Here is a 22,846-nt window from a genome sequence, read left to right on the forward strand (position 1 = left end):
CCATGGCCGGACGAGACCCCTTCGACTACCCCCGCGACTGGGAGGCCGACGTCGTGCTGTCCGACGGCGGCACCGTCCACCTGCGCCCGGTCGTGCCCACCGACGCCGACGGTCTCGTCGCCTTCCACGCGAAGCTCTCCGAGCGCACCCGCTACTTCCGCTACTTCGGCGCCTATCCGCGCATCCCGGAGAAGGACCTGAAGCGCTTCTCCACCGTCGACCACCACGACCGGGTCGCGTTCGCCGCCTTCCTGGGTGACGACATCGTGGCCGTCGGCCGGTACGAACGGCTCGACCACGGGCCGTCGGCGGAGGTCGCCTTCGTCGTCAGCGACGTGCACCAGGGCCGCGGGCTCGGCTCGATCCTGCTGGAGCACCTGGCCGCGGCCGCGTCGGAGTGCGGGCTGCGCCGGTTCGTCGCGGAGGTGCTCGCCGAGAACGCCGCCATGGTGCGGGTCTTCCGCGACGCCGGTTACCAGGTCAGCCGCGAGATCGAGGAAGGCGTGCTGCACCTGGAGTTCGACATCGACCCCACCGAGGAGTCCCTCGCCGTCGCGCGCTCCCGCGAGCAGGCGGCCGAGGCCCGCAGTGTGCACAACCTGCTGCACCCGTCGTCGGTCGCGGTGATCGGCGCGTCCGCCGAGCCGGGCAAGGTCGGCCACGTCGCCTTCGTGAACCTGCTGGCCGCCGCGTTCACCGGCACCGTCTACCCGGTCAACCCGGAGCACCGCTCGGTGCGGGGCGTCCGCGCGTACCCGTCGGTGCTGGACATCCCGGACCCGGTCGACCTGGCCGTCGTCGCGGTGCCCGCCGAGGCCGTCGAGTCCGTTTTGGACGCTTGCCTGGCGAAGGGCGTGAAGACGCTGCTGATCCTGTCGAGCGGGTTCGCCGAAGCCGGGCCGCGCGGCCTGCACGCCGAGCTGCGGCTGGTCGGCGAGGCCCGGGCGCACGGCATGCGCGTGGTCGGCCCGAACGCGCTCGGCGTGCTCAACACCGCGCCCGGGATCCGGCTGAACGCCACGCTCGCGCCGCGGCTGCCCGGCCGCGGGCGCACCGGCTTCTTCTGCCAGTCCGGTGCGCTGGGCACCGCCATCCTCGCCGACGCCGAAGCGCGCGGCCTCGGCTTGTCGACGTTCGTCTCGGCGGGCAACCGCGCCGACGTCTCGGGCAACGACCTGCTCCAGTACTGGGAAACCGACCCGGACACCGACCTGGTGCTGCTGTACCTGGAGTCCTTCGGCAACCCGCGCAAGTTCGCGCGGCTGGCCAGGCGGCTGGCCCGGACGAAGCCGATCGTCGCGGTCAAGTCGGGGCGGCACGCGGTCCGGCCGCAGCTGGCGGCGACGTCGACGGAGATCGACGAGGCCAGTGTCCAGGCGCTGTTCGAGCACGCCGGCGTCGTGCGCGTCGAGTCGCTGGCGCAGCTGTTCGACACCGCGCTCGTGTTCGCCCACCAGCCGCTGCCCGCCGGGCCGCGGGTCGGCATCGTCGGCAACTCCAGCGCGATCGGGCTCCTGGCCGCCGACACCGCGCGGATGCAGGGCCTGCGGCTGGCGTCGGACCCGGTGGACGTCGGCCCGCAGGCCGGGCCGGAGGAGTTCGCCAAGGCCGTCCGCGAGGCCCTCACCTCGCCGGAGACCGACGCGCTCGTCGTCGTGTTCGCGCCGCCGGTGGCGATCCCCGGCACCGCGTACGCGCGGGCGCTGCGGGAGACCGTCGTCGAACTGGGGCAGCGCAAGCCGATCGTCTCGACGTTCCTCGCCGCCGAAGGCGTTCCGGACGAACTCGCGGTCCTGTCCGGCGACGGCGTGCCGACGCGGGGGTCGATCCCGTCGTACCCGAGCCCCGAACGCGCGGTGAACGCCCTCGCCCGGGTCATCCGGTACGCGGCGTGGCGGCAACGCCCGCAGGGCGCGCTGGTGCGCCCTTCGGGGATCCACACCGAACAGGCGCAGGTGATCGTCCGCGAGCTCCTGGAGGCCGACAGCGGCAAGACGACGCTGCTCTCGGACGCCGAAGTCGTGCGCCTGCTGGACTGCTACGGGATCGAGATCGTGCCCTTCCGCATCGTGTCCACAGTGGACGAAGCGGTTTCGGCGGCGGGTGAGCTGGGCTACCCGGTGACGCTCAAGGCGGTCGACGAACGGCTGCGCGGGCGGCCCGACCTGGCCGGGGTCCGGCTCGACCTGGCGTCCGAAGACTCGGTGCGCACGGCTTACCGGAACTTGCGCGAAGTCTCCGGCGACGACGAGGTGTACGTCCAGCGGATGGCGCCCAAGGGCCTGTCGTGCGTGATCGGGTTGCAGGACGACCCGTCGTTCGGCACGCTCGTGTCGTTCGGGCTGTCCGGGCTGGTCAGCACGCTGCTCGGCGACCGCGCCTACCGGGCCGTGCCGCTCACCGACGTCGACGCCGCGACGCTGCTGCGCGAGCCGCGGACGGCGCCGCTGCTCACCGGTTACCGCGGCGACGAGCCGGCCGACCTCGCCGCGTTGCAGGACATGGTGCTGCGCGTGGCCGCGCTGGCCGAGGACAACCCGGAGGTGCGGTCGCTGGTGCTGGACCCGATCCTGGCCTCGCCGGACGGCGCCTTCGCCGCCAACGCCCGCCTGGTGCTGGGGGCACCGCCGTCCCGGCCCGACACCGGCCCGCGCCGGCTGCGCGCGATCAGCCCCCAGGACTGAGAACCTTGTTCCGGTCAGGACGGCGCCACGGATCGCCACCCGCCCGCACGAGGCGAACCTCGCGCCGGCCGACGGCCGAATAAGACCTGGTCTCAAAACTTAAGGGTGTGTCACTGCGTAACCTGCCGGTCCTGGTCGTCGATCGTGGGCAGTCGTGGCGAAGACGACGCAGCAGCGGCGGGTCGAAGACCGGCTCTGGGAGCTGATCGAACCCCTGATCCCGTCCCGACCAGCGCCGCGCGGTCCGGGTGGGCGGCCCCGGATCGATGACCGTGCCGCGCTAGAGGGGATCTTATTCGTGCTCGACGAGCTGTCCAACATCGACGAGCTCGACTGGACCAGAGGCTGCATCGACGCGGTGTCGGTGCGGTCGAAAAGGGGGGCGAGCTGACCGGCCGCAGCCCCACTGACCGGGGTAAAGCCGGCTCCGAGTACCACGTTCTGTGCGACGCGAACGGGCTACCGCTGCACATCATGTTGTCGGCGGCGAACACCCCCGACAGCATGCTGTTCGAGCCGCTGCTGGACACGAACCCGACCGTGCGCGGCCACCACGGCCGGGCGGGCCGGCCACGATGCCGACCGGACAAGCTGCACGCCGACAAGGGCTACGGCTACCGCCGCTGCCGCCGCTACCTGACCCGCCGCGGTATCAAGGTCCGTATCGCCCGGCGCGGGATTGAGGGCAAGTCCCGCCTCGGCCGGGTCCGCTGGGTCGTCGAACGCACCATCTCCTGGCTGCTGCGGTTCAAACGCCTCGGGCTGCGCTGCGACCGGACCGAACGCACCACGCTGGCGCTACTCACGCTGGCCTGCACCGTGATCAACGTCCGCCGGCTCATAAAGATCGAGCTCTGCGACCAGGTCTAACGCATCCATTCACTCGTTTGGGATACATCGGTAGCTCTGTGTCGTTGGGTGGGGGTGACTGGTGAGCTTCTGAGCGCGGAGCAGGTCCTCGGGTCGGCACGGGGCCCCCGTCACCACGAGGGAGATCGATCTCCTGGAGGAGGCTGCAGCCGCGTTGCTGACGGCGCCATCGACGGGGGATGAACGAGCGCTCTCGTCGGGAAGTGATCAGCCATCGGTGGGGCCGCCTCTTCAGAGGCGTTCGATGCGGTCGGCCTGCGGGCCCCGGTCGCTCTGACGCACCGTGTACCGGACCCGGTCACCCTTCTGCAGCGGCTCCGACCCCATGATCACGGACGCGTGGGCGAAGAGATCGTCGCCGCCTGCGTCCGGGGTGATGAAGCCGAAGCCGCGGTCGGCGTCGTAGCGCGCGACGACGCCCTCGCCGCCTCGTACGGGCACGTCCCGCGCCGCCGGCCCTGCGGCCGCGGCAGGTGCCGACCGCTGCGGCGCCGTCTGGGGCTCGGCGCCCCGGACCAGGTGCACGTCGCGGGCCTGCGGGCCCTTGTCTCCACTAGCCACCTCGTAGGCCACGCGGTCGCCCTCCGCGAGCCACGTCAGCCCCTCGGCCAGGGCCCGGGCGTGAACGAAGACGTCCCCGGCGCCGGAGTCGGGGTTGATGAAGCCGAAGCCCTTGTCCTCGTCGTACCAGGCCACCGTGCCGTCGGCACCGTCCGCGATACCAGCCGCAGCGGGTGAGCCGGCCCCTGCTCCCAGCGGGATCACGTGCCCGGCCTGCGGGCCGCGCTCGCCTTCGACGATCAGGAAGGCCACCCGCTGCCCCTCGGTGACCACGCCGCCGGTCACGATGGCGGAGCTGTGCACGAAGATGTCGGCGCCGCCGCCGTCCGGCGACGCGAAGCCGTACCCCTTGCCCGGCTCGTACCAGTTGATGGTGCCGAGCAGGCCCACGGCGCTGCCGGTGGCCGCATCGGCGGTGACGCGAACGCGCAGCGCCTGGGGCCCGCGGTCGTTCTCGCCCACCTCGAACACGACGGCCTGACCCTCGCGGAGCACTTTCGCGCCGCCGTCCCCGACGATCTCGGAGGCGTGCACGAACACGTCCGGCGAGCCGTCCTCGGGCGCGAGGAAGCCGAAACCCCGTTCGACGTCGAACCAACGGACGGTCCCTTGCGGCATCAAAGACTCCAGGTCGAGAGGGCGGGCAATGGCCCCCAGTCTCTCTGACAGACCTCCGGTCCGTCGGGCCGGGCCCCACAGGCGGGCGGTGCGGAGCCAGGGGCGGGCCGTTGGTTCACCTAGCGACACGCCGAGTTTTGAGACCAGGTCTAAGGTTCCGACATGGCCTCGCTGACCGAACTGCTGACCCGCCACCTCGGCGACCTGCCGGGCGCGGTGGCACTCGTGGCCCGCGGCGAGCAGGTCGAAGCCGCGGCCACCGGCTCGGCCGATGCCGGGGGCACCGTGCCGATGGCGCGCGACTCGCTGTTCCGCATCGCGTCGCTCACCAAGCCGATCGTCGCCGCGGCGACCCTGCTGCTCGTCGACGACGGCGAGCTGACCCTGGACGACCCGATCTCGCGGTGGCTGCCGGAGCTGGCTTCGCCGGTGGTCGTCCGGACGCCGGACGGCCCGGTCGACGACGTCGTGCCGGCCGCCCGCCCGATCACGGTGGCCGACCTGCTCACCTTCCGCTGCGGGTACGGCCTCGCCGAGGACATGACGCTGCCCGCGGTCGACCTGCTCCTGCAGGTGCTGGGTCACCCGGCGGCGTCCCCGCGGGCGCTGTCGCCGGACGAGTGGCTGGCGGCGCTGGCGCAGGTGCCGCTGCTGCACCAGCCCGGGGAGGCGTGGCTCTACGACACCGGCTCGGACCTGCAGGGCGTGCTGATCGCCCGGGTCGCCGGCCGCCCGCTGCCGGAGTTCCTGGCGGAGCGGTTGTTCGAGCCGCTCGGCATGGCCGACACCGGGTTCACCGTGCCGACCGCGGCGCTCGGGCGGTTCACCAGCGCCTACCGCCGCGGCGAGGAGGGATTGCGGCTGATCGACTCGCCCGAGGGCCGGTGGAGCGTGCCGCCGCCGTTCCCGTCCGGGGCCGGCGGGCTCGTCTCGACGGCCGACGACCTGCTGGCCTTCGCGCGGTTCCTGCGCGACGAGGGCACGGCGGGCAGCCACCGCCTGCTGACGCCGGAGTCGGTCCACCGGATGACCACCGACCACCTGACGCCGGCCCAGCGGTCCGCGGGCCGGCCGTTCCTGCACGGCCAGGGCTGGGGCTTCGGCGGCTCGGTCGACGTCGACGCGAAGGAACCCTGGGAGGTCCCGGGCCGCTTCGGCTGGGTCGGCGGCGCGGGAACGGCGCTGCACCTGATCCCGGCGACGGGCACGGTCTCGGTGCTGCTGACCCAGGTCGAGCTGACCAGTCCCGAGCCCACCCCGCTGATGAAGGAGTTCTGGACCTACGCGGCGAGCTAGCTGGGGCGCGCGAGGAGGTCGCCCAGGGCGAGGAGCTGGTGGGTGGCCGCGCCGAGCTGGAACTCCAGGCGCTTCGCCGCCGTGAAGTAGCGGTGCACCACGTGATCCACGTCGATGCCGACGCCGCCGTGGACGTGCACCGCCGTGTGGGCCACGCGGTGGCCCGCTTCCGCCGCCCAGAACTTCGCCGTCGCCACCGCTTCGGCGGCCGGAACCTCCGAGGTCAGCTGCCACGCGGCCTGCAGCGTCGTGAGGCGAACCGCTTCGACGTCCAGGTACGCGTCCGCCAGCCGCTGGCGGACCGCCTGGAACCCGCCGATCACGTGGTCGAACTGCTTCCGCTCGGCCGCGTACGCCGCCGTCAGCTCCAGCGCCCGCTCGACCACGCCGAGCTGCTGGGCGCACACCCCGACCGTCCCGCGCAGGCGCAGCCACTCGCCGATGCCGCCCAGCGGCACCCCGGGCACGTCGGCCAGCTCCACCAGGCCGGCGTCCGCGTGGTCGACTGTCTGCTGCGGCCGCACCGAGACCCCGGCCGCGGCCGCGTCGACCAGGAAGACCTCGTCCGCGGCGGCGACCAGGAACCCGTGCGCGAACGCCGCGAACGGCACCGCCGTCTGCGCACCGGACACCCGGCCGTCCGACGCCGTGAACCCGGACAGGGCCACGGCCAGGACGCGCTCGCCGCGCAGCACCGGCAGCACCCAGCGGTCGACCAGCTCGGGCGGCCCGAACTCCGCCACCGCCGACGCCGCCATGGTGATCGACGAGAGATAGGGGACCGCCGCCACCGCGCGGCCGATCTCGGTCAGCACCGCGCACTGCTCGAGCAGCCCGAACCCGCCGCCGCCGAGCGACGACGGGAGCGCCGCGTCCAGCACGCCCGCCTGGCCCAGCGCCGTCCACGCCACCGTGTCGAAGCCGCCGGTGCCGTGCGGGTCGTGGGTGGCCTTGTCGGCCAGCAGCCGCCGGGTCAGCGCGGCGAGGTCGGCCGACGCTTCGGAAGGGGTGAAGTCCATGGTCGCTCCTAGCGCGTGACGGGCAGGCCGAGGGCGGTGGCGGCGATCATGTCCCGCTGGATCTCGTTGGTGCCGCCGCCGAAGGTGAGGATCAGCGCCGACCGGTGCAGCCGCTCGATCCGCCCGGCCAGCAGCGCCCCCGGCGAGCCTTCGCGGACGACGGCGGCCGCGCCGAGCACCTCCATCAGCAGCCGGTAGGCCTCGATCGCGAACTCCGTGCCGAACACCTTCGTCGCCGACGCCTCGGCCGGGCCGAGCTCGCTGGCCGCGGCCGCCCAGGCGATCCGCCAGTTCCGCAGCTTCAGGTACTCCGCACCCGCGTGCACCCGCGCGAGGTGCACCCGCACCCATTCGTGGTCGATGGCGCCGGTTTCCTTCGCCCACGCCGTGACGTCGGCCAGGGCCTTGCGGATCGGCGCCGACGACGTCAGCGCGACGCGCTCGTGGTTGAGCTGGTTGGTGATCAGCGGCCAGCCCGCGTTCTCCTCGGCGACCCGCGCCGAAACCGGCACGCGCACGCTGTCGTAGTACGTCGCGCTGGTGCCCGCGCCGGCCACGGTGTGCACCTTGGTCCAGGAAAAGCCGTCCGCGGACGTCGGCACGATGAGGATCGACAGCCCGCGGTGCTTCTTCGCATCCGGATCGGTCCGGACCGCGAGCCAGACGTAGTCGGCGTACTCGATCAGGCTGGTCCACATCTTCTGGCCGGTGACGACGTACTCGTCGCCGTCGCGCTCGGCGCGCGTCCGCAGCGACGCCAGGTCGGTGCCGGCCTCCGGCTCGGAGTAGCCGATCGAGAAGTGCAGCTCGCCCGCGGCGATCTTCGGCAGGTAGAACGCCTTCTGTTCTTCGGTGCCGTAGCGCATGATCGTCGGGCCGACGGTGTTCACCGTCAGGAACGGGACCGGCACCCCGGCGACGGCCGCTTCGTCGGTGAAGACGAGCTGGTCGAGCATCGACCGGGCCTGGCCGCCGTACTCCTTCGGCCAGCCCAGCGCGAGCCAGCCGTCCTTGCCCAGCTGCCGCACGATCTCCTTGTACGCCAGGCCATCGCCGTACTCGCCGCCGCCCGAGCGGAGGCCCGCACGCCGTTCGGGCGTCATCAGCTCGGCGAAGTACTCCCGAAGCTCCGCGGCCAGCGCGCGCTGCTGGAGCGTGTAGTCGATCCGCACCCGTCACCTCCACCCGGTCCGGCTCGTTGTGGTGCCGTACCGGCTCCCGGCGTTACAGTAGAACCTGTTCTAGTTGTACCAGGGCTCGAGCGGCGGAGGAAGCATGGAGATCGGCGTCGACCGGCAGCTGTGCGAGGCGAACGCGGTGTGCGTGGGGCTCGCCCCGGACGTCTTCGACCTCGATGACGAGGAAGAACTGGTGATCCAGCCGGGCCCGGTGCCGGCCGACCAGGTAGAACGTGTTTCGAGTGCGGTCAAGGGCTGCCCCAAGAACGCGCTGTTCATTGCCAGTTAGCACTGTTCACTCAGGGCTTGCCCTGAACGAGAACAGATTCTACTGTAGGCGCGACATCCAGGACTCGACGAGGAGGTCCGCGGTGAGCTTGACCGGCAGGACGGCGATCGTCACGGGCGCTGCCGCGGGACTGGGCCGGGCCGAAGCGCTCGCGCTCGCCGCCCAGGGTGCCACGGTCGTCGTCAACGACATCGGCGAGCCGAAGGACGTCGTCGCCGAGATCGAGGCGGCCGGCGGCAAAGCCGTCGCGGTCGCGGGCGACGTCGGCGAACGGGCCACGGCCGACGCGCTCATCGAGGCCGCGCTCGATCTCGGCGGGCTCGACATCGTGGTCAACAACGCGGGCGTGCTGCGCGACAAGATGCTGTTCTCGATGTCCGACGACGACTGGGACACCGTGCTGCGCGTGCACCTGCGCGGCCACTTCCTGTTGTCGCGCAACGCCGCGAAGCACTGGCGCGACAAGTCCAAAGCGGACGGCGCGCCGGTGTACGGGCGGCTGGTCAACACCGCGTCCGAGGCGTTCCTCATCGGCTCGCCGGGCCAGCCCAACTACGCCGCGGCGAAGGCGGGCATCACCGCGCTCACCATGTCGGCCGCCCGCGGCCTGGCCAAGTACGGCGTCCGCGCCAACGCGATCTGCCCTCGCGCGCGGACGGCGATGACCGAGGGCGTGTTCGGTGCTCCTCCCGCCGAGGGTGCCGATCCGCTCTCGGTCGAGCACGTCGCCCCCTTCGTGGCCTACCTCGCCTCCCCGGCGGCCGAGCACGTCAACGGCCAGGTCTTCGTCGTCCACGGGGGCACGGTCGCGCTGGTCGAGCCCCCGAGGATCGAGCAGCGCTGGAAGCTCGACGAGCTCGAGACGTCTCTCACCACCTACTTCGCCGACCGCGACCCCGGCCGGATGTTCGCCGCCACCGAGATCCTGGGAGAGTCATGAGGCTGGACGGGAAGATCGCCCTGATCACCGGCGCCGCGCGCGGGCAGGGCGAGGCCGCCGCCCGCGCGTTCGTCGCCGAAGGTGCCAAGGTGGTGATCGCCGACATCCTCGACGACGAGGGCAAGCAGCTGGCCGCCGACCTCGGCGAGCAGGCCGTCTACCAGCACCTCGACGTCGGCGACGAGGACGGCTGGGCCGCCGCCGTCGAGCGCGCGACCACGGAGTTCGGCGCGCCGAACGTGCTGGTCAACAACGCCGGCATCCTGCACTTTTCGGAGCTCGCGCAGACGACGCTGGCCGATTACGAACGCGTGATCCGGGTGAACCAGATCGGGGCGTTTCTCGGGATGCGCTCGGTCGTTGAACCGATGACCGCCGCCGGCGGTGGCTCCATCGTCAACGTGTCCTCTGTGGAGGGTCTGGCCGGGATGCCCTACCTCGTCGCCTACACCGCGAGCAAGTTCGCGATCCGCGGGATGACCAAGGTCGCGGCGATGGAGCTCGGCAAGAAGCACATCCGCGTCAACTCGGTGCACCCCGGGGCGATCGACACCAAGATGGTCGAGACCGCGGCGGGCGGCCAGAAAGTCGACATGTCGTACGTGGGGAAGAAGGTCGCCCTGCGGCGGGTCGGGCAGCCCGAAGACATCGCCAAGCTGGTGCTGTTCCTGGCCAGCGACGAGAGCGCGTACTGCACGGGCGCCGAGTTCGTCGCGGACGGCGGGGCGACGGCGACGCACGCCCTCAACTTCTGAAGGAGAACTGCCGAAGAGTTTGAGTGAACACCGCTAACGAAACGCGGTAGCCGGGTGTGGAGAAGACTCGGAGGTCAACGGCGACTTACTGGGAGGTGTGGTGAGCGGAGGCACTGGCACGCTCCCGGGAACCGCGGCCCTGACCCAGGTCGGCCGGCTCGCGACGCTCTCCTGGGAAGTCCTGCGCGCGATCTTCAAGCGACCCTTCCAGGCCCGCGAGTGGATCCAGCAGTGCTGGTTCTTCGCCAGCGTCACGATCCTCCCGACGGCCCTGGTCGCCATCCCGTTCGGCGCGGTGATCGCGCTGCAGCTCGGCTCGCTCACCGCGCAGATCGGCGCCCAGTCGTTCACCGGCGCGGCCAGCGCCCTGGCCATCGTGCAGCAGGCCAGCCCGCTGATCACCGCGCTGCTCGTCGCGGGCGCCGGCGGCAGCGCCGTCTGCGCGGACATCGGCGCGCGCAAGATCCGCGAAGAGATCGACGCCATGGAAGTCCTCGGCGTCAACCCGATCCAGCGGCTCATCGTGCCGCGGGTGCTCGCCGCGATGGTCGTTTCGGTGCTGCTGAACGGCTTGGTCAGTGTGGTCGGCGTCCTCGGCGGCTACTTCTTCAACGTCGTCCTGCAGGGCGGCACGCCCGGCGCGTACCTGGCCAGCTTCAACGCCCTCGCCCAGGTGCCGGACCTCTGGGTCAGCGAGATCAAGGCGCTGCTGTACGGCTTCGTCGCCGGGGTCGTCGCCGCGTTCCGCGGGCTGAACCCGGCGGGCGGCCCGAAGGGCGTCGGCGACGCCGTCAACCAGGCCGTCGTGATCACGTTCCTGCTGCTGTTCCTGATCAACGTCGTGCTCACCGCGATCTACCTGCGGATCGTCCCGCCGAAGGCGATGTGATGACCGCCGAACCCCTGGACGCCGACCGGACGCTCGAGTACATCGCGCGCCCGGGCCAGAGCCTGGAGGGGCTCGGCAAGCAGCTGGCGTTCGCCGCGAAGGCGCTCGCCTGGTCGCCGCGCACCATCCGCCGCTACAGCCGGGAGACGCTGCGGCTGCTCACCGAGGTCTGCTTCGGCACCGGCGGCCTCGCGGTCATCGGCGGCACGCTCGGCGTGATGATCGGGATGACGCTGTTCACCGGGCTCATCGTCGGCCTGCAGGGCTACTCGGCACTGAACCAGCTCGGCACGGCCGCGCTCACCGGGTTCATCTCCGCCTACTTCAACACCCGCGAAGTCGCGCCCCTGTCGGCCGGGCTGGCGCTGTCGGCGACCGTCGGCTGCGGCTTCACCGCCCAGCTCGGCGCGATGCGGATCTCCGAGGAGATCGACGCGCTGGAAGTCATGGGCGTGCCGAGCATGCCGTACCTGGTGACGACCCGCGTGCTCGCCGGGGTCGCCGCGGTGATCCCGCTGTACGCGGTCGGCCTGCTCTCGAGCTACCTCGCGTCGCGGCAGATCACCATCTGGCTCTACGGCCAGTCCGCGGGCACCTACGACCACTACTTCACGCTCTTCTTGCCACCCGGCGACGTCCTCTGGTCGTTCGGGAAGGTGATCGTGTTCAGCGTGCTCGTGATCCTGTCCCATTGCTACTACGGCTTCAACGCCGGCGGCGGCCCGGCCGGCGTCGGCATCGCGGTCGGCCGCGCGGTGCGGACGTCGATCGTGCTGATCTCGGTGCTGGACTTCTTCCTGTCCCTGGCGATCTGGGGCGCGAACACCACGGTGAGGATTTCGGGATGAGGCGCGAGCTCTGGCAGCGGCTCCGGTACCAGGTGCTGGGGCTCGTCTTCCTGCTCGTCGCCGCCCTGTTCATCGCGCTCACCCTCGCCGTCTACAACAAGGCGTTCACGCCGGTGACGCTGGTGAAGCTCGAGACCGACCGCGTCGGCAGCCAGCTGCGCACCGGCGGCGACGTCAAGGTCCGCGGCATGCTCGTCGGCGAGGTCCGGTCGGTGCTGGCGAAGGGCGACCACGCCGAGCTGGAGCTGGCCCTCGACCCGGACAAGACGGCCGTCATCCCGGCGAACGTGTCCGCACGGCTGCTGCCGAAGACGCTCTTCGGCGAGCGGTACGTCGCCCTGCAGCTGCCGGAGAAGAAGGAACGCCCGATCAAGGCGGGCGACGTCATCCCGCAGGACCGCAGCAGCGCCGCGATCGAGCTGCAGAAGGTCCTCGACGACGTGATGCCGCTGCTGCAGGCCGTCCAGCCGGAGAAGCTGTCGAGCACGCTCACCGCGGTGGCGACTGCGCTCGACGGCCGCGGCAAGCAGCTCGGCGAGACCCTGGCCGGGCTGTCGGACTACCTCGGCAAGCTCAACCCGTCGCTGCCCGACGTCAAGGCCGACATCACCGGGCTCGCCAACGTCGCGAACACCTACGACAAGGCGGCGCCGGACCTGCTGCAGGCCCTTTCCGACCTGACGACCACGAGCCGGACGATCGTCGACCAGCGCGCGCAGCTGGCCGACCTCTACGCCACGGTCACCGCGGCTTCGGTCGATCTCACGAACTTCCTCCAGGTCAACGAGGACAACCTGATCCGGCTCACCACCGCGATCCAGCCGACGCTGGATGTCCTCGCGAAGTACGCGCCCGAGTACCCGTGCCTGATGCGGCAGCTCGCCGAGTCGGTGCCGCGGGCGGAGCTGGCGTTCGGCAAGGGCACCGCGCACCCCGAGGTCAGCCGGGTGACCATCGAGTTCGCCGCCAGCCGCGGCAAGTACCTCCCCGGCGTCGACGAACCGAAGTACGAGGACAAGCGCGGCCCGCGCTGCTACCCGACCGTGCCGAAGCCCGGAGTCTGGCCGCAGTACCCGCCCGACGGCGCCATCAAGGACGGCTCCAGCAAGCCGGCGCCGCCGAAGAACCCGCCCGAGAAGCTGCCCGGCCCGATCACCGCGGGCGGCGGGGCCGTCGGCGGGGACGGCACGATCGTCGGCTCGGCCTACGAGAACGACCTGATCGACCTGCTCGCGTCACCCGCGCTCGGCACTTCGCCCGGGAACGTGCCCGGCTGGGCCGGCCTGCTCGTCGGGCCGCTCTACCGCGGGGCGGAGGTGGAGCTGAAGTGAGGAGTTTCGTCCCGTCCCTGATCAAACTCGCGGTGTTCGCCGTCGTCACCGTGCTGTTCACCGGGATCCTCGCGGCCACGATCGCGAACACGAACTTCGGCGAGACGTCGGGGTATCTCGCGAAGTTCACTGACGCGTCCGGGCTCAAGGAAGGCGACGACGTCCGCATCGCCGGCGTCAAGGTCGGCCAGGTCGACACGATCGAAGTGGTCGAGGGGGAGCGGAACCTCGCCGAGGTGCGGTTCGACGTCGAGCACGCCTACCGGCTGCCGGAGACGGTGACCGCGACGATCAAGTACCGCAACCTGGTCGGCCAGCGCTACCTCGCGCTCGGCACCGACGTCCCCGGGGACAAGGCGCTGCCCGAAGGCGGCACGATCCCGCCGGAGCGCACGAAACCCGCGTTGAACCTGACTGTGCTGTTCAACGGCTTCAAGCCGCTGTTCAAGGCGCTGAGCCCGAAGGATGTCAATCAGCTGTCGGCCGAGATCATCAGCGTCTTCCAGGGCGAGGGCGGCACGATCACCAGCCTGCTGCAGCACACCGCATCCCTGACGACGGCGATCGCGAGCAAGGACCAGGTGATAGGCCAGGTCATCGCGAACCTCAACACCGTGCTCGGCACGGTCAACGCCCACGGCTCGCAGCTCGGCGACCTCATCGAGCAGACGCAGAAGCTGGTCAGCGGGCTGGCCGAGCAGCGCAAGCCGATCGGCGACGCGGTCGGCGCGCTCGGCGACCTCGCCGTGTCGACCACCGGGCTCTTGGCCGACGCCCGCCCGGCGTTGAAAGACGACGTGGCTCAGCTCGGCGTGCTGTCGCAGAACCTCGGCGACTCCGGCGAGCTGCTCAACCACCTCCTCGAGGTGTTGCCGGGCAACCTGCAGAAGTTCACCCGGACGTTGAGCTACGGCAGCTGGTTCAACTACTACCTGTGCGGGATCACCGGCACCATCGGCATTTCCTCGCTCGACATCACCCTGCCGATCATCCCGATCCCCGGCACCCAGCGCGCGGAGAGGTGTGGTCCGTGAAGCCGCTGAAGGAACGCAACCAGGCCATGGTCGGCGCGGTCGCGCTCGTGCTGATCGTGCTCGTCACGGCCACCACGTACTTCTCCGACCAGCTGCCGTTCTTCGGCAACGGCACCACGTATTCGGCGTACTTCGGCGAGTCCGCCGGGCTGGCGGCGGACAACGAGGTCGAGGTCGCCGGCGTCAAGGTCGGCACGGTGTCGTCGGTGAAACTCGCGGGCAAGCAGGTCCTGGTCAAGTTCCGCGTCAAGGACGTCCGGGTCGGCGACGCGACGACGGCGTCCATCGAGATCAAGACGCTGCTGGGGGAGAAGTATCTCGCCCTCGACCCGAAGGGCGGCGGCGCGCAGGAGCCGGACGACACCATCCCGCAGGCCCGCACGCGCACGCCGTTCCAGCTGCAGGACGCCTTCGAGCAGCTGTCGACGACGGTCGGGGACATCGACACGAAACAGCTCGCCGACAGCTTCAACGCGTTGTCCGACAGCCTCAAGGACAGCCCGCAGTACCTCAAGGACACGCTGAACGGGCTGTCGTCGCTGGCGAAGACCGTGTCCTCACGCGACGGTGATCTGCACACGTTGCTGGCCAACACGAGCCAGGTCTCGAAGACGCTGTCCGACCGCAACGCCCAGCTGCAGCGCGTGATCAGCGACGGCAACCTGCTGCTCACCGAGCTGCAGAACCGCAAAAAAGCGATAAATGCGCTGCTCGTCGGGACGCAGCAGCTGTCGGCCCAGCTCACCGGGCTCGTCCAGGACAACCGCGAGCAGCTCAAGCCGACGCTGGAGAAGCTCGGGAAGGTGACCGACATCCTGCAGCGCAACCAGGGCAACCTCGACAAGAGCCTGCAGCTGATGGCGCCGTTCGCCCGCGTCGGCGCGAACGCCACCGGCAACGGCCGCTGGTTCGAGGGCTACCTGTGCGGGCTGCTGCCGCCGACGATCACCGTGGGCGGGCTGCACATCAACCCCGAAGGCTGCACCCCGCCGATCGCGGCGCCGAACCAGGGGGTGGGCCGCCGATGACCATCCACACGTCCCGCGGCCGCAGCCTGGTGACCTGGCTGGCGTTCGCCTGCATCCTCGCGCTGATCGTCACCGCCGGGCTCTACCTGGTGTTCCGGTCTTCGAACGGCACCAAGCTTTCCGCGTACTTCGGCAAGACCGTCGGGCTGTACGCCGGTTCGTCGGTGCGGGTGCTCGGCGTGCCGGTCGGCGAGGTCACCGATGTCACGCCCGAGGGTGACGCGGTCCGCGTGGACATGCGGGTCGACGACGTGCCGCTGCCGGCCGGCGTCGGTGCCGTCGTCGTCGCGCCGAGCCTGGTCAGCGACCGGTACGTCCAGCTGACCCCGGCCTACGACAGCGGACCTGTCCTCGCTTCGGGCACCGTGCTCGCGAAGGACCGGACGGCCACTCCGGTCGAGCTGGACGATCTGTACTCGAGCCTCGACAAGCTGTCGACGGCGCTGGGCCCGAACGGCGCCAACTCCGATGGCGCGCTGTCCGGCGTGCTCGACACCGCCGCGAACACGCTGAAGGGCAACGGTGCTTCGCTGAACTCGACCGTCGGGCAGCTGGCCGAGCTCGCCAAGACCCTCGACGGCTCGAAGGACGACCTGTTCTCGACCGTGCAGAACCTGAACTCCTTCACCGGCGCCCTGGCGCAGAGCGACCAGCAGCTCAACGAGTTCTACGGCCGCGTCGCCGACGTCAGCCGGTTCCTCGCCGCCGATTCGAACGACGTCGGGGCCGCGCTGCAGTCCCTCGGCGGCGCGCTCGGCGACGTCCAGCAGTTCGTCAACGACAACAAGACGGCCCTGGAATCCAATGTGGACAAGCTGGCGTCGTTGTCGAAGGTGCTGGTCGACCAGCGCGCCGCGCTCGCCGAGGTGCTCGACATCGCGCCGACCGGAGCCACGAACTTCATCAACTCCTACGACGCGGCGTCGGGCACCATCGCCGTCCGCGACAACCTCAACGAGCTGACCAACCCGCCGATCCTCACCGTGTGCCGGCTCATCAGCGCGGGCACGCCGAAGGAAATCCCCGACACCCTGGGGAACATCTGCAAGCAGCTGGCCCCGATCCTCGACGGCGCGCTGAAGCTGCCGACGATCCCGCAGGTGCTCAACTCCCTGCAGAACGGCGAACTCCCACCGTTGCCGCTCCCGCTCGTCGACGTGATGCAGCAGCTCTCGGGGGGTGCGAAGTGAAGGGGCGCCGTCGGATCGCCGGCGCGCTCGCCGGGGTGCTCGTGCTGGCCGGCTGCAGCGACGGCGGGTTCAACGGCCTCTACGGCACGCCGCTGCCGGGCGGCGCCGACGTCGGCGACCACCCGTACCACGTCACCGCGCTGTTCACCGACGTGCTCGACCTGGTGCCCCAGTCCAGCATCAAGGTCAACGACGTCGCGGTCGGGCGCGTCGACAAGATCACGCTGACGCCGGACACGCGGTCGGCGCTGGTGTCGATGACGGTCAACGGCGACATCGCGCTGCCCGCCAACGCCCGCGCCGAGCTGAAGCAGTCGAGTCTCCTGGGCGAGAAGTTCGTCGAGCTGAGCGTGCCCACGGCCGAGCCGGCGTCGGGGAAGCTCGCCGACGGCGGGCAGATCCCGCTCGGGCGCACCAACCGCAACCCCGAGGTCGAGGAGGTGCTCGGCGCGCTTTCGCTGCTGCTCAACGGCGGCGGCGTCGAGCAGATCCAGAAGATCAGCCACGAGCTCAACGACGCTCTGTCGGGCAACGAGCCGGAGATCCGCGCGCTGCTGTCCCGAGTGGACGAACTCGCGACGCAGCTCGACGGGCACAAGACCGAGATCCTCCGCGCGATCGACGGCCTCGCGAAGCTGTCGCACACCTTGACCGGGCAGACGCAGAACCTGACGAACGCGCTGGACAACCTCGCACCGGGCCTGAAGGTCGTCACCGACCAGCGCGACCAGCTCGTGGGCATGCTGAACGCGCTGAACACGCTGTCGGGGGTCGCGGTGGACACCGTGACGAAGAGCCGCGACCAGCTCGTCGCGAACCTCAAGGCCCTGCAGCCGACGCTGGCCAAGCTCGGCGAGGCCGGCCAGAACCTGCCGAACGCGCTGCAGATCCTGCTCACCTACCCGTTCCCGGACTACGCGGGCAACGTGATCAAGGGCGACTACGCGAACGTCGAGGCGAACGTGAACCTCGACCTCGACACGCTGATCTCGAACTTCACGAACTCGTCGCAGCCGCCGATCGCCCTGCCGCAGGGGATCGGCGGGCAGCAGACCCCGGTCGCGCCGCCGCTGCCGCTGCCCGACCTGGGTTCGGTCCCGCCGGCGGCCGGCCCCGGCCTCCTGGGCGGGCTCCTCGGCCTGATCGGGGGCGGCCGGTGACCCGCAAGATCCGGATCCAGCTGTTCGCGTTCGTCGTCATCGCGGTGGTTTCGGTCGTCTACGCCGGCGGCCGGGCTGGACCGGCTCTTCGGCAACCGCGGTTACGTCGTCACCGCGCAGCTGACCGACTCCGGCGGCATCTTCGTCAACTCCGAGGTCGCCTACCGCGGGGTCACGGTCGGGCGGGTGACGTCGATGACGCTCACCGAGCACGGCGTCGACGTCGCCCTCGACATCGACTCCGGCGCCCCGGACATCCCGGCCGACGCGCACGCGCAGGTGGCGAACCGGTCGGCGGTGGGGGAGCAGTTCGTGGACCTGCTGCCGCAACACAACGGCGGCCCGTTCCTGGCGGACGGCTCGGTGATCACGGCGGACAAGACGTCGCTGCCGCCGTCGCCGGACACCGTGCTCACCCACCTCGACGACCTCGTCGCCAGCGTGCACCCGGATTCGCTGCGGACGGTCGTCGACGAGACGTACAACGCGTTCGCGGGCGCGGGGCCGGAACTGCAGCAGCTCCTGGACAGCACGGGGTCGTTGACGGCGGTGGCCGCGCAGTACGTGCCGCAGACGCAGGGGCTGCTGGCGAACTCGCGGATCGTGCTCGGCACCCAGGAGCGCCAGGCGGCGAACATCACCGACTTCGCTGCCGGTTTGAAGACGATCGCCGGGCAGCTCAAGAAGTCCGATCCGGACCTGCGGCGGGTGATCGCGCAGGCACCGCAGCTGAGCCGGCAGATCAGCGACGTGCTCGCCGCGTCCGGTACCGATCTGGGGGTGCTGTTCGCCAACCTGCTGACCACGGCGCAGATCACGACGTCCCGGAAGGACTCGATCGAGGAGCTGCTGGTCGCGTACCCGATCATTTCGGCGTTCTCGCCGTCGACGTCCCCGGACGGCACGGGTCACTTGGGCGTGGTGTTCAACTTCTTCGACCCGGCTTCGTGCACGAAGGGGTACGAGGGGACGAAGCAGCGTCCGGCGAACGACGAGTCCGAAGCACCGGTCAACGTCAACGCTTACTGCGCCGAGCCGCCGGGCAGCCCGACCGGGGTGCGCGGGGCGCAGAACGCGCCGTACGCGGGGAAACCGCCCGCGATCCCGGCCGCGCCGCAACAGCAGGCCGCGTCGGCTCCTCAGCAGCTGCCCGGGATGCTGAGCCTGCTCACCGGGCCGTCGGCGGGCGGGCTGGGCCGGTTGCTGGGCGCGCCGTGAAGCTGCGTCTCCTGGTTGTTTTGGCGGTCTTGTCGGTCTTGGCGGCCGCGTTCTCGGGCTGGTCCTGGTGGCGCGCGGCGGCCGACGATTCGTTCGCCCGTGGCCGTGAGCGCGACGCGGTGCTGGCCACGGCGGGTCCCCAGCTGGTCACGTTGAACACGATCGACTACCGTACGGCGGCGGCGGACGTGGACCGCTGGATCGCGGCGACGACGGGGCAGTACGGAAAGGACCTGGCGGGCGACCGCCAGCTGCAGATCGACCGGGCCGCCACGGCTCGCACGGTGTCCACGGCGTCCTTGGTCCAAGCGGCGGTGACGGAGATCGATCCTTCTCGCGGAGCCGCGCGGCTCTTGGCGGTACTGGACGTCCGCGTGTCGACGGGCGGCGCCCCCGCCGCACCGCGCTTGAACCGGCTGACGGTGGACGTGTCCCGGTCCCCGGACGGCTGGAAGATCGCCGGGGTCCAGGCGGCGGGCTCATGACCCGGGTGCTGGTTCTGGTGGTGGCCCTCGCCCTGGGCTGCACGGCGTGGTTCGGCATCGAAGCGGCATCGCTGTCCCCGGGCGACAATCAGGCTTTGGTGGACCTCTCGGCCACCTCTGACGTTTCGTCCCAGGTCAGTGACGCGGTGAAGGCGGTGTTTTCGTACGACTACGCGAACCTCCCCCGCACGGAGCGGGCGGCTTCGGACGTCCTGACGGGCGACGCGGTCCGGCAGTACCAGGCCCAGTTCGCTTCGGCCCGAACCCGCGCGACGGCGGAGAAGCTGACCCGCACGACAACGGTCCGGGCGATCGGGGTCCGGTCGTTGCGGGGCGACGACGCATCGCTGTTGTTGTTCCTGGACCAGCAGACGGTGGCTCAAGGTGGCGGAGCGCCGACGTCCTCGGTGGCCCAGCTGGCGGTGACCGCGAAGCGGGTGGACGGCCGCTGGAAACTGGCGACCCTGACGGCGCTCTGATCCGCTCAGGTGCCGGGCTCGGAACCCGGGGGAGCCAGTGCGGCGGTGACCCTGCGAGCCGCCGCGCGGTCGCCGAGCAGATCGGTGTTGTCGGAGAATTGGTCGACCGCCCCGGTGCGCGGCAACGCGCGAAGGGCCGGGTCGGTCAACGTGCCGAGGAGCGCCTGGCTGAACCGGTCCGCGTGCAGGACCTGGAACGGCCGGTCGTGGTAGGGGCGGGTGGCGGGATCGAGCGGCTCGGTCAGCCCGAGCCGGTTGTGCAGCTCGGCGACGGCCGTGTAGGCCGTCGCGAGGTGGTCTTCCCGTTCGGGCCAGGTGGTGGCCGCGAGTGCCGCGGTCAATGCCGGGGAAACGGTGGCCGCGAAGGGAAGCCGGGCGAAGGCGCTGCCGAGCCATTTGCCGTAGGGCGGGTAACGGCGGTGCATCAGCAGGCTCAGGCGCATGAGGTCGCGGACCAGGCGGGCGGCGACGACGGCCGAGCCGAGTTCGTCGCCGACTTCTCCGCACCGTCCGACGAACGCCTCTTCCTGGGAGAGCCGCTGCCACTGGCAGGCCAGGAGGTAGCGCCAGACCTGCTCCGGGTACCAGCCGAGGTGGGAGCGAACCGTGGTGAGTTCACCGGTTCGGTCGTGGAAGACCGCGCCGGCGGTGAGCTCGGCGAGGGCCTGGGTGGGGGTCGCGAGCCAGTCGAGCGTGGTGATGGCCTGGCGTGGATCGAATCCCAGGTGCCGGGGCAGCCAGGCGTCGAGGCTGGTGACGTCGACGCGGTGGAAGACCGGTCCGTCGGTGACCACCATGTGGCGCACGTGCTCGTTCCCGGTGGGCCCGAAGTTGGTGGGGTAGCCGTAGAACGTCTTGGGCAGCTCGTCGCTCAGCGCCGAGACGACGTCCTGGGCGTACCGCTCGCTGTCGTCGCGGCTCAGGAACAGCTGCAGGCGCGGTCCCCATTCGTGATCGGCGGATCGAGCGGTGTCGAAGCCGAGGACCTCCGAACCGGTGCCGATCCGCGCGGCCGTGTGGGGCAGCTCCCCGAAGCGCGCGTCGAGCACCGGCCGGACCGCCTCGTGGTAGAAGCGGCGGGACAGTTCCAGGCCGGGGACGAACGAGTCGCGGGACATCCTCAACCGTCCCACACCGTCGCGCCCTGGCGGAGAACCTCCACATCGGACCGCTCGGTCACCGGCCACAGCTCCACCACGTACCGGTAGTGCTCCCCGTACTCGTGGTCGTTCCAGTCGACCGCCGGCGGCCCGGCCGGCACGTACGAAACCCGCGCCCGGTAAAGCCCCGGCAGCACCGAAAAGTACTTCTCCTGCGACGGGTAGTCGGACGGCCCGGAAATGACCAGCCGGCCGCTCGGAACCGGAAGGTCCGCTTCCACCACGTGCTCGGCGTCGGCCGCCAAGACCGGCGGCGAGGGCGCCAGCGTCACCGAAGACTCCACCAGGTCGGACCGCGCCGTGGCGATCGCGAGCCCGCCGGGCTCCACCCCGATCCGGTGACATTCCACCGCGACCGGAGTCCACCCGCTGCCCGTCAACCGGGAGCGGGAGTCCCGCACCGAGAACTGGCGCTGGTCGGCGTGGACGACGAGTTGCACACGAACCACCCTAGCCAGGACCCGCCCCGAAATGGTATCGACGGCGGGTTTAGCGTTGAGGCCATGACCACTGCTTCCGTCGACGTCGACACGGCCCGCAGCGACTACGCGGCCCTGGTCGGCCGAGGCCTCTCCCTGGACATCACCCGCGGCAAGCCGTCCCCCGAACAGCTCGATCTCTCGAACGCGCTGCTCGGCCTCCCGGGCGACGGCACCTTCAAGGCCGAGGACGGCACCGACGTCCGCAACTACGGCGGCCTCAACGGCCTGCCGGAGCTGCGCCGCATCTTCGCCCCCGCGCTGCAGGTGCCCGCCGGGCAGCTGCTCGCCGCCGGCAACTCGAGCCTCGAGCTGATGCACGACGCCGTCGTCCAGGCCCTGCTGAGCAAGCTGCCCGGCGCCGAGCGCCGCTGGGCCGACGAGCCGCAGGTCAAGTTCCTCGCCCCGGTCCCGGGCTACGACCGCCACTTCGCGCTCACCCAGCGCTTCGGCATCGAGCTCGTCGGAGTCGCGATGACTGACGAGGGCCCCGACATGGACGTCGTCGAGACGCTGGTCGCCGAGGACGCGAGCGTCAAGGGCATCTGGTGCGTCCCCAAGTACAGCAACCCCACCGGTGTCACGTTCAGTGACGACGTGGTGAAGCGGCTCGCCACCATGCGCACCGCGGCGCCGGACTTCCGGATCTTCTGGGACAACGCCTACGCCGTGCACCACCTCACCGACGACGAGCCGGAGCTGGCCGACCTGCTGGCCCTGGCCACCGAGGCCGGCCACGCCGACCGCGTCTTCGTCTTCGGCTCCACCTCGAAGATCACCCTCGCCGGGGCCGGCGTCGGCTTCTTCGGCGCGTCCGAGGCCAACCTCGCCTGGTGGACCGGCAACACCGGCAAGCGCACCATCGGCCCGGACAAGGTCAACCAGCTGCGGCACGCGCACTTCCTGAAGGACGAAGACGGCGTGCGCGCCCACATGCGCAAGCACGCCGAGATCATCGGCCCCAAGTTCGCGGCCGTCGACCGCATCCTCACCGAGGAGCTGGCGGACCTCGCGTCGTGGACCAAGCCGACCGGCGGGTACTTCATCACGCTGACCGTCCCCCAGGGCACCGCGAAGGAGGTCGTGCGGCTGGCCAAGGAGGCCGGTGTCGCGCTGACCCCCGCCGGGGCGACCCACCCGCACGGCAACGACCCGGACGACGCCGTGATCCGGATCGCGCCGACCTTCCCGAAGCTCGCCGAGGTCGAAGAGGCCGTCCGCGCGCTGGCGGTGTGCGTCCGGCTCGCCGTGGCCCAACGCGGCTGACCTGGGAAAACCGAAGTCGATCAAAATTTTTCCCGTTTTGACCGAGCCGGGGGGCGCCGGGGTACGTAT

Annotated in this window: 20 protein-coding genes and 2 pseudogenes; 17 read left to right on the forward strand and 5 right to left on the reverse strand. The window is 70.8% G+C overall.

Annotation, left to right across the window (positions count from 1 at the left end; genetic code table 11):
• The first annotated feature begins 2 nt into the window (after positions 1-2).
• Positions 3-2,684: a bifunctional acetate--CoA ligase family protein/GNAT family N-acetyltransferase gene (locus QRY02_RS01520; RefSeq protein WP_285989696.1), complete on the forward strand. Its 2,682-nt coding sequence runs from the start codon at positions 3-5 to the stop codon at positions 2,682-2,684.
• A gap of 154 nt (positions 2,685-2,838) precedes the next feature.
• A pseudogene (locus QRY02_RS01525) lies at positions 2,839-3,554 on the forward strand (IS5 family transposase).
• 231 nt (positions 3,555-3,785) lie between these two features.
• Here the strand turns inward: QRY02_RS01525 and QRY02_RS48545 are convergent.
• Positions 3,786-4,733, reverse strand: a complete 948-nt coding sequence (locus QRY02_RS48545; RefSeq protein WP_353068601.1) for a cold-shock protein — start codon at positions 4,731-4,733, stop codon at positions 3,786-3,788.
• A gap of 162 nt (positions 4,734-4,895) precedes the next feature.
• Here QRY02_RS48545 and QRY02_RS01545 point away from each other — a divergent pair, with 162 nt between their 5' ends.
• A complete protein-coding gene (locus QRY02_RS01545; protein ID WP_285989697.1) occupies positions 4,896-6,029 on the forward strand; it encodes a serine hydrolase domain-containing protein in 1,134 nt (377 codons plus the stop codon).
• Here QRY02_RS01545 and QRY02_RS01550 read toward each other — a convergent pair.
• On the reverse strand, positions 6,026-7,048 hold the full coding sequence (locus QRY02_RS01550; protein ID WP_285989698.1) for an acyl-CoA dehydrogenase family protein: 1,023 nt from the start codon (positions 7,046-7,048) through the stop codon (positions 6,026-6,028). The genes QRY02_RS01545 and QRY02_RS01550 overlap by 4 nt on opposite strands.
• An 8-nt stretch (positions 7,049-7,056) precedes the next feature.
• Entirely contained in the window at positions 7,057-8,220 is a 1,164-nt protein-coding gene (locus tag QRY02_RS01555) for an acyl-CoA dehydrogenase family protein (RefSeq protein WP_285989699.1), read from the reverse strand.
• 103 nt (positions 8,221-8,323) lie between these two features.
• On the opposite strand from QRY02_RS01555, the gene QRY02_RS01560 reads away from it, so the two are divergent.
• The 13 genes and pseudogenes from QRY02_RS01560 (at position 8,324) to QRY02_RS01620 (ending at position 19,872) form a co-directional block, all read left to right on the forward strand.
• On the forward strand, positions 8,324-8,515 hold the full coding sequence (locus tag QRY02_RS01560; RefSeq protein WP_285989700.1) for a ferredoxin: 192 nt from the start codon (positions 8,324-8,326) through the stop codon (positions 8,513-8,515).
• Positions 8,516-8,597: 82 nt separating this feature from the next.
• Entirely contained in the window at positions 8,598-9,455 is an 858-nt protein-coding gene (locus tag QRY02_RS01565) for a 3-oxoacyl-ACP reductase (RefSeq protein WP_285989701.1), read from the forward strand.
• Entirely contained in the window at positions 9,452-10,210 is a 759-nt protein-coding gene (locus QRY02_RS01570; protein ID WP_285989702.1) for a glucose 1-dehydrogenase, read from the forward strand. The genes QRY02_RS01565 and QRY02_RS01570 overlap by 4 nt, the downstream gene beginning before the upstream one ends.
• A 100-nt stretch (positions 10,211-10,310) precedes the next feature.
• Positions 10,311-11,099 carry an MlaE family ABC transporter permease gene (locus QRY02_RS01575; protein ID WP_013224299.1) on the forward strand — a complete coding sequence of 263 codons (789 nt, stop codon included), beginning with the start codon at positions 10,311-10,313 and terminating at the stop codon, positions 11,097-11,099.
• Entirely contained in the window at positions 11,099-11,947 is an 849-nt protein-coding gene (locus tag QRY02_RS01580; RefSeq protein ID WP_285989703.1) for an MlaE family ABC transporter permease, read from the forward strand. The genes QRY02_RS01575 and QRY02_RS01580 overlap by 1 nt, the downstream gene beginning before the upstream one ends.
• Positions 11,944-13,278 (forward strand): MCE family protein, encoded by a 1,335-nt coding sequence (locus QRY02_RS01585; protein WP_285989704.1) that lies wholly within the window; start codon positions 11,944-11,946, stop codon positions 13,276-13,278. The genes QRY02_RS01580 and QRY02_RS01585 overlap by 4 nt, the downstream gene beginning before the upstream one ends.
• Positions 13,275-14,312, forward strand: coding sequence for an MCE family protein (locus tag QRY02_RS01590; protein WP_285989705.1), 1,038 nt, complete (start codon positions 13,275-13,277; stop codon positions 14,310-14,312). Before QRY02_RS01585 ends, QRY02_RS01590 begins: the two co-directional genes overlap by 4 nt.
• Positions 14,309-15,340, forward strand: coding sequence for an MCE family protein (locus QRY02_RS01595; protein WP_285989706.1), 1,032 nt, complete (start codon positions 14,309-14,311; stop codon positions 15,338-15,340). The genes QRY02_RS01590 and QRY02_RS01595 overlap by 4 nt, the downstream gene beginning before the upstream one ends.
• Positions 15,337-16,530 (forward strand): MCE family protein, encoded by a 1,194-nt coding sequence (locus QRY02_RS01600; protein ID WP_285989707.1) that lies wholly within the window; start codon positions 15,337-15,339, stop codon positions 16,528-16,530. Before QRY02_RS01595 ends, QRY02_RS01600 begins: the two co-directional genes overlap by 4 nt.
• A complete protein-coding gene (locus tag QRY02_RS01605) occupies positions 16,527-17,690 on the forward strand; it encodes an MCE family protein (RefSeq protein WP_285989708.1) in 1,164 nt (387 codons plus the stop codon). The genes QRY02_RS01600 and QRY02_RS01605 overlap by 4 nt, the downstream gene beginning before the upstream one ends.
• Positions 17,687-18,908, forward strand: a pseudogene (locus tag QRY02_RS01610) (MCE family protein). Before QRY02_RS01605 ends, QRY02_RS01610 begins: the two are co-directional and overlap by 4 nt.
• A complete protein-coding gene (locus tag QRY02_RS01615) occupies positions 18,905-19,393 on the forward strand; it encodes an Rv1363c family protein (protein ID WP_285989709.1) in 489 nt (162 codons plus the stop codon). Before QRY02_RS01610 ends, QRY02_RS01615 begins: the two are co-directional and overlap by 4 nt.
• Positions 19,390-19,872 (forward strand): hypothetical protein, encoded by a 483-nt coding sequence (locus QRY02_RS01620; RefSeq protein WP_285989710.1) that lies wholly within the window; start codon positions 19,390-19,392, stop codon positions 19,870-19,872. The genes QRY02_RS01615 and QRY02_RS01620 overlap by 4 nt, the downstream gene beginning before the upstream one ends.
• A 5-nt stretch (positions 19,873-19,877) precedes the next feature.
• On the opposite strand, the gene QRY02_RS01625 is transcribed toward QRY02_RS01620, so the two are convergent.
• Positions 19,878-20,990, reverse strand: coding sequence for a DUF4037 domain-containing protein (locus tag QRY02_RS01625; protein ID WP_285989711.1), 1,113 nt, complete (start codon positions 20,988-20,990; stop codon positions 19,878-19,880).
• A 2-nt stretch (positions 20,991-20,992) separates the two neighbouring features.
• A complete protein-coding gene (locus tag QRY02_RS01630) occupies positions 20,993-21,472 on the reverse strand; it encodes a hypothetical protein (RefSeq protein WP_285989712.1) in 480 nt (159 codons plus the stop codon).
• 63 nt (positions 21,473-21,535) lie between these two features.
• On the opposite strand from QRY02_RS01630, the gene QRY02_RS01635 reads away from it, so the two are divergent.
• Positions 21,536-22,777, forward strand: coding sequence for an aspartate aminotransferase type Ic (locus QRY02_RS01635; protein ID WP_285989713.1), 1,242 nt, complete (start codon positions 21,536-21,538; stop codon positions 22,775-22,777).
• The last annotated feature ends 69 nt before the right edge of the window (positions 22,778-22,846 follow it).

The sequence above is a fragment of the Amycolatopsis sp. DG1A-15b genome, from assembly GCF_030285645.1.
In the GTDB taxonomy this organism is placed as follows: domain Bacteria; phylum Actinomycetota; class Actinomycetes; order Mycobacteriales; family Pseudonocardiaceae; genus Amycolatopsis.

Coding starts and splice junctions, on each gene's coding strand:
- QRY02_RS01580 (WP_285989703.1), top strand. CDS start 11,099: ATGACCGCCGAACCCCTGGACGCCGACCGGACGCTCGAGTACATCGCG.
- QRY02_RS01620 (WP_285989710.1), top strand. CDS start 19,390: ATGACCCGGGTGCTGGTTCTGGTGGTGGCCCTCGCCCTGGGCTGCACG.
- QRY02_RS01585 (WP_285989704.1), top strand. CDS start 11,944: ATGAGGCGCGAGCTCTGGCAGCGGCTCCGGTACCAGGTGCTGGGGCTC.
- QRY02_RS01600 (WP_285989707.1), top strand. CDS start 15,337: ATGACCATCCACACGTCCCGCGGCCGCAGCCTGGTGACCTGGCTGGCG.
- QRY02_RS01545 (WP_285989697.1), top strand. CDS start 4,896: ATGGCCTCGCTGACCGAACTGCTGACCCGCCACCTCGGCGACCTGCCG.
- QRY02_RS01570 (WP_285989702.1), top strand. CDS start 9,452: ATGAGGCTGGACGGGAAGATCGCCCTGATCACCGGCGCCGCGCGCGGG.
- QRY02_RS01520 (WP_285989696.1), top strand. CDS start 3: ATGGCCGGACGAGACCCCTTCGACTACCCCCGCGACTGGGAGGCCGAC.
- QRY02_RS01635 (WP_285989713.1), top strand. CDS start 21,536: ATGACCACTGCTTCCGTCGACGTCGACACGGCCCGCAGCGACTACGCG.
- QRY02_RS01560 (WP_285989700.1), top strand. CDS start 8,324: ATGGAGATCGGCGTCGACCGGCAGCTGTGCGAGGCGAACGCGGTGTGC.
- QRY02_RS01625 (WP_285989711.1), bottom strand. CDS start 20,990: ATGTCCCGCGACTCGTTCGTCCCCGGCCTGGAACTGTCCCGCCGCTTC.
- QRY02_RS48545 (WP_353068601.1), bottom strand. CDS start 4,733: ATGCCGCAAGGGACCGTCCGTTGGTTCGACGTCGAACGGGGTTTCGGC.
- QRY02_RS01550 (WP_285989698.1), bottom strand. CDS start 7,048: ATGGACTTCACCCCTTCCGAAGCGTCGGCCGACCTCGCCGCGCTGACC.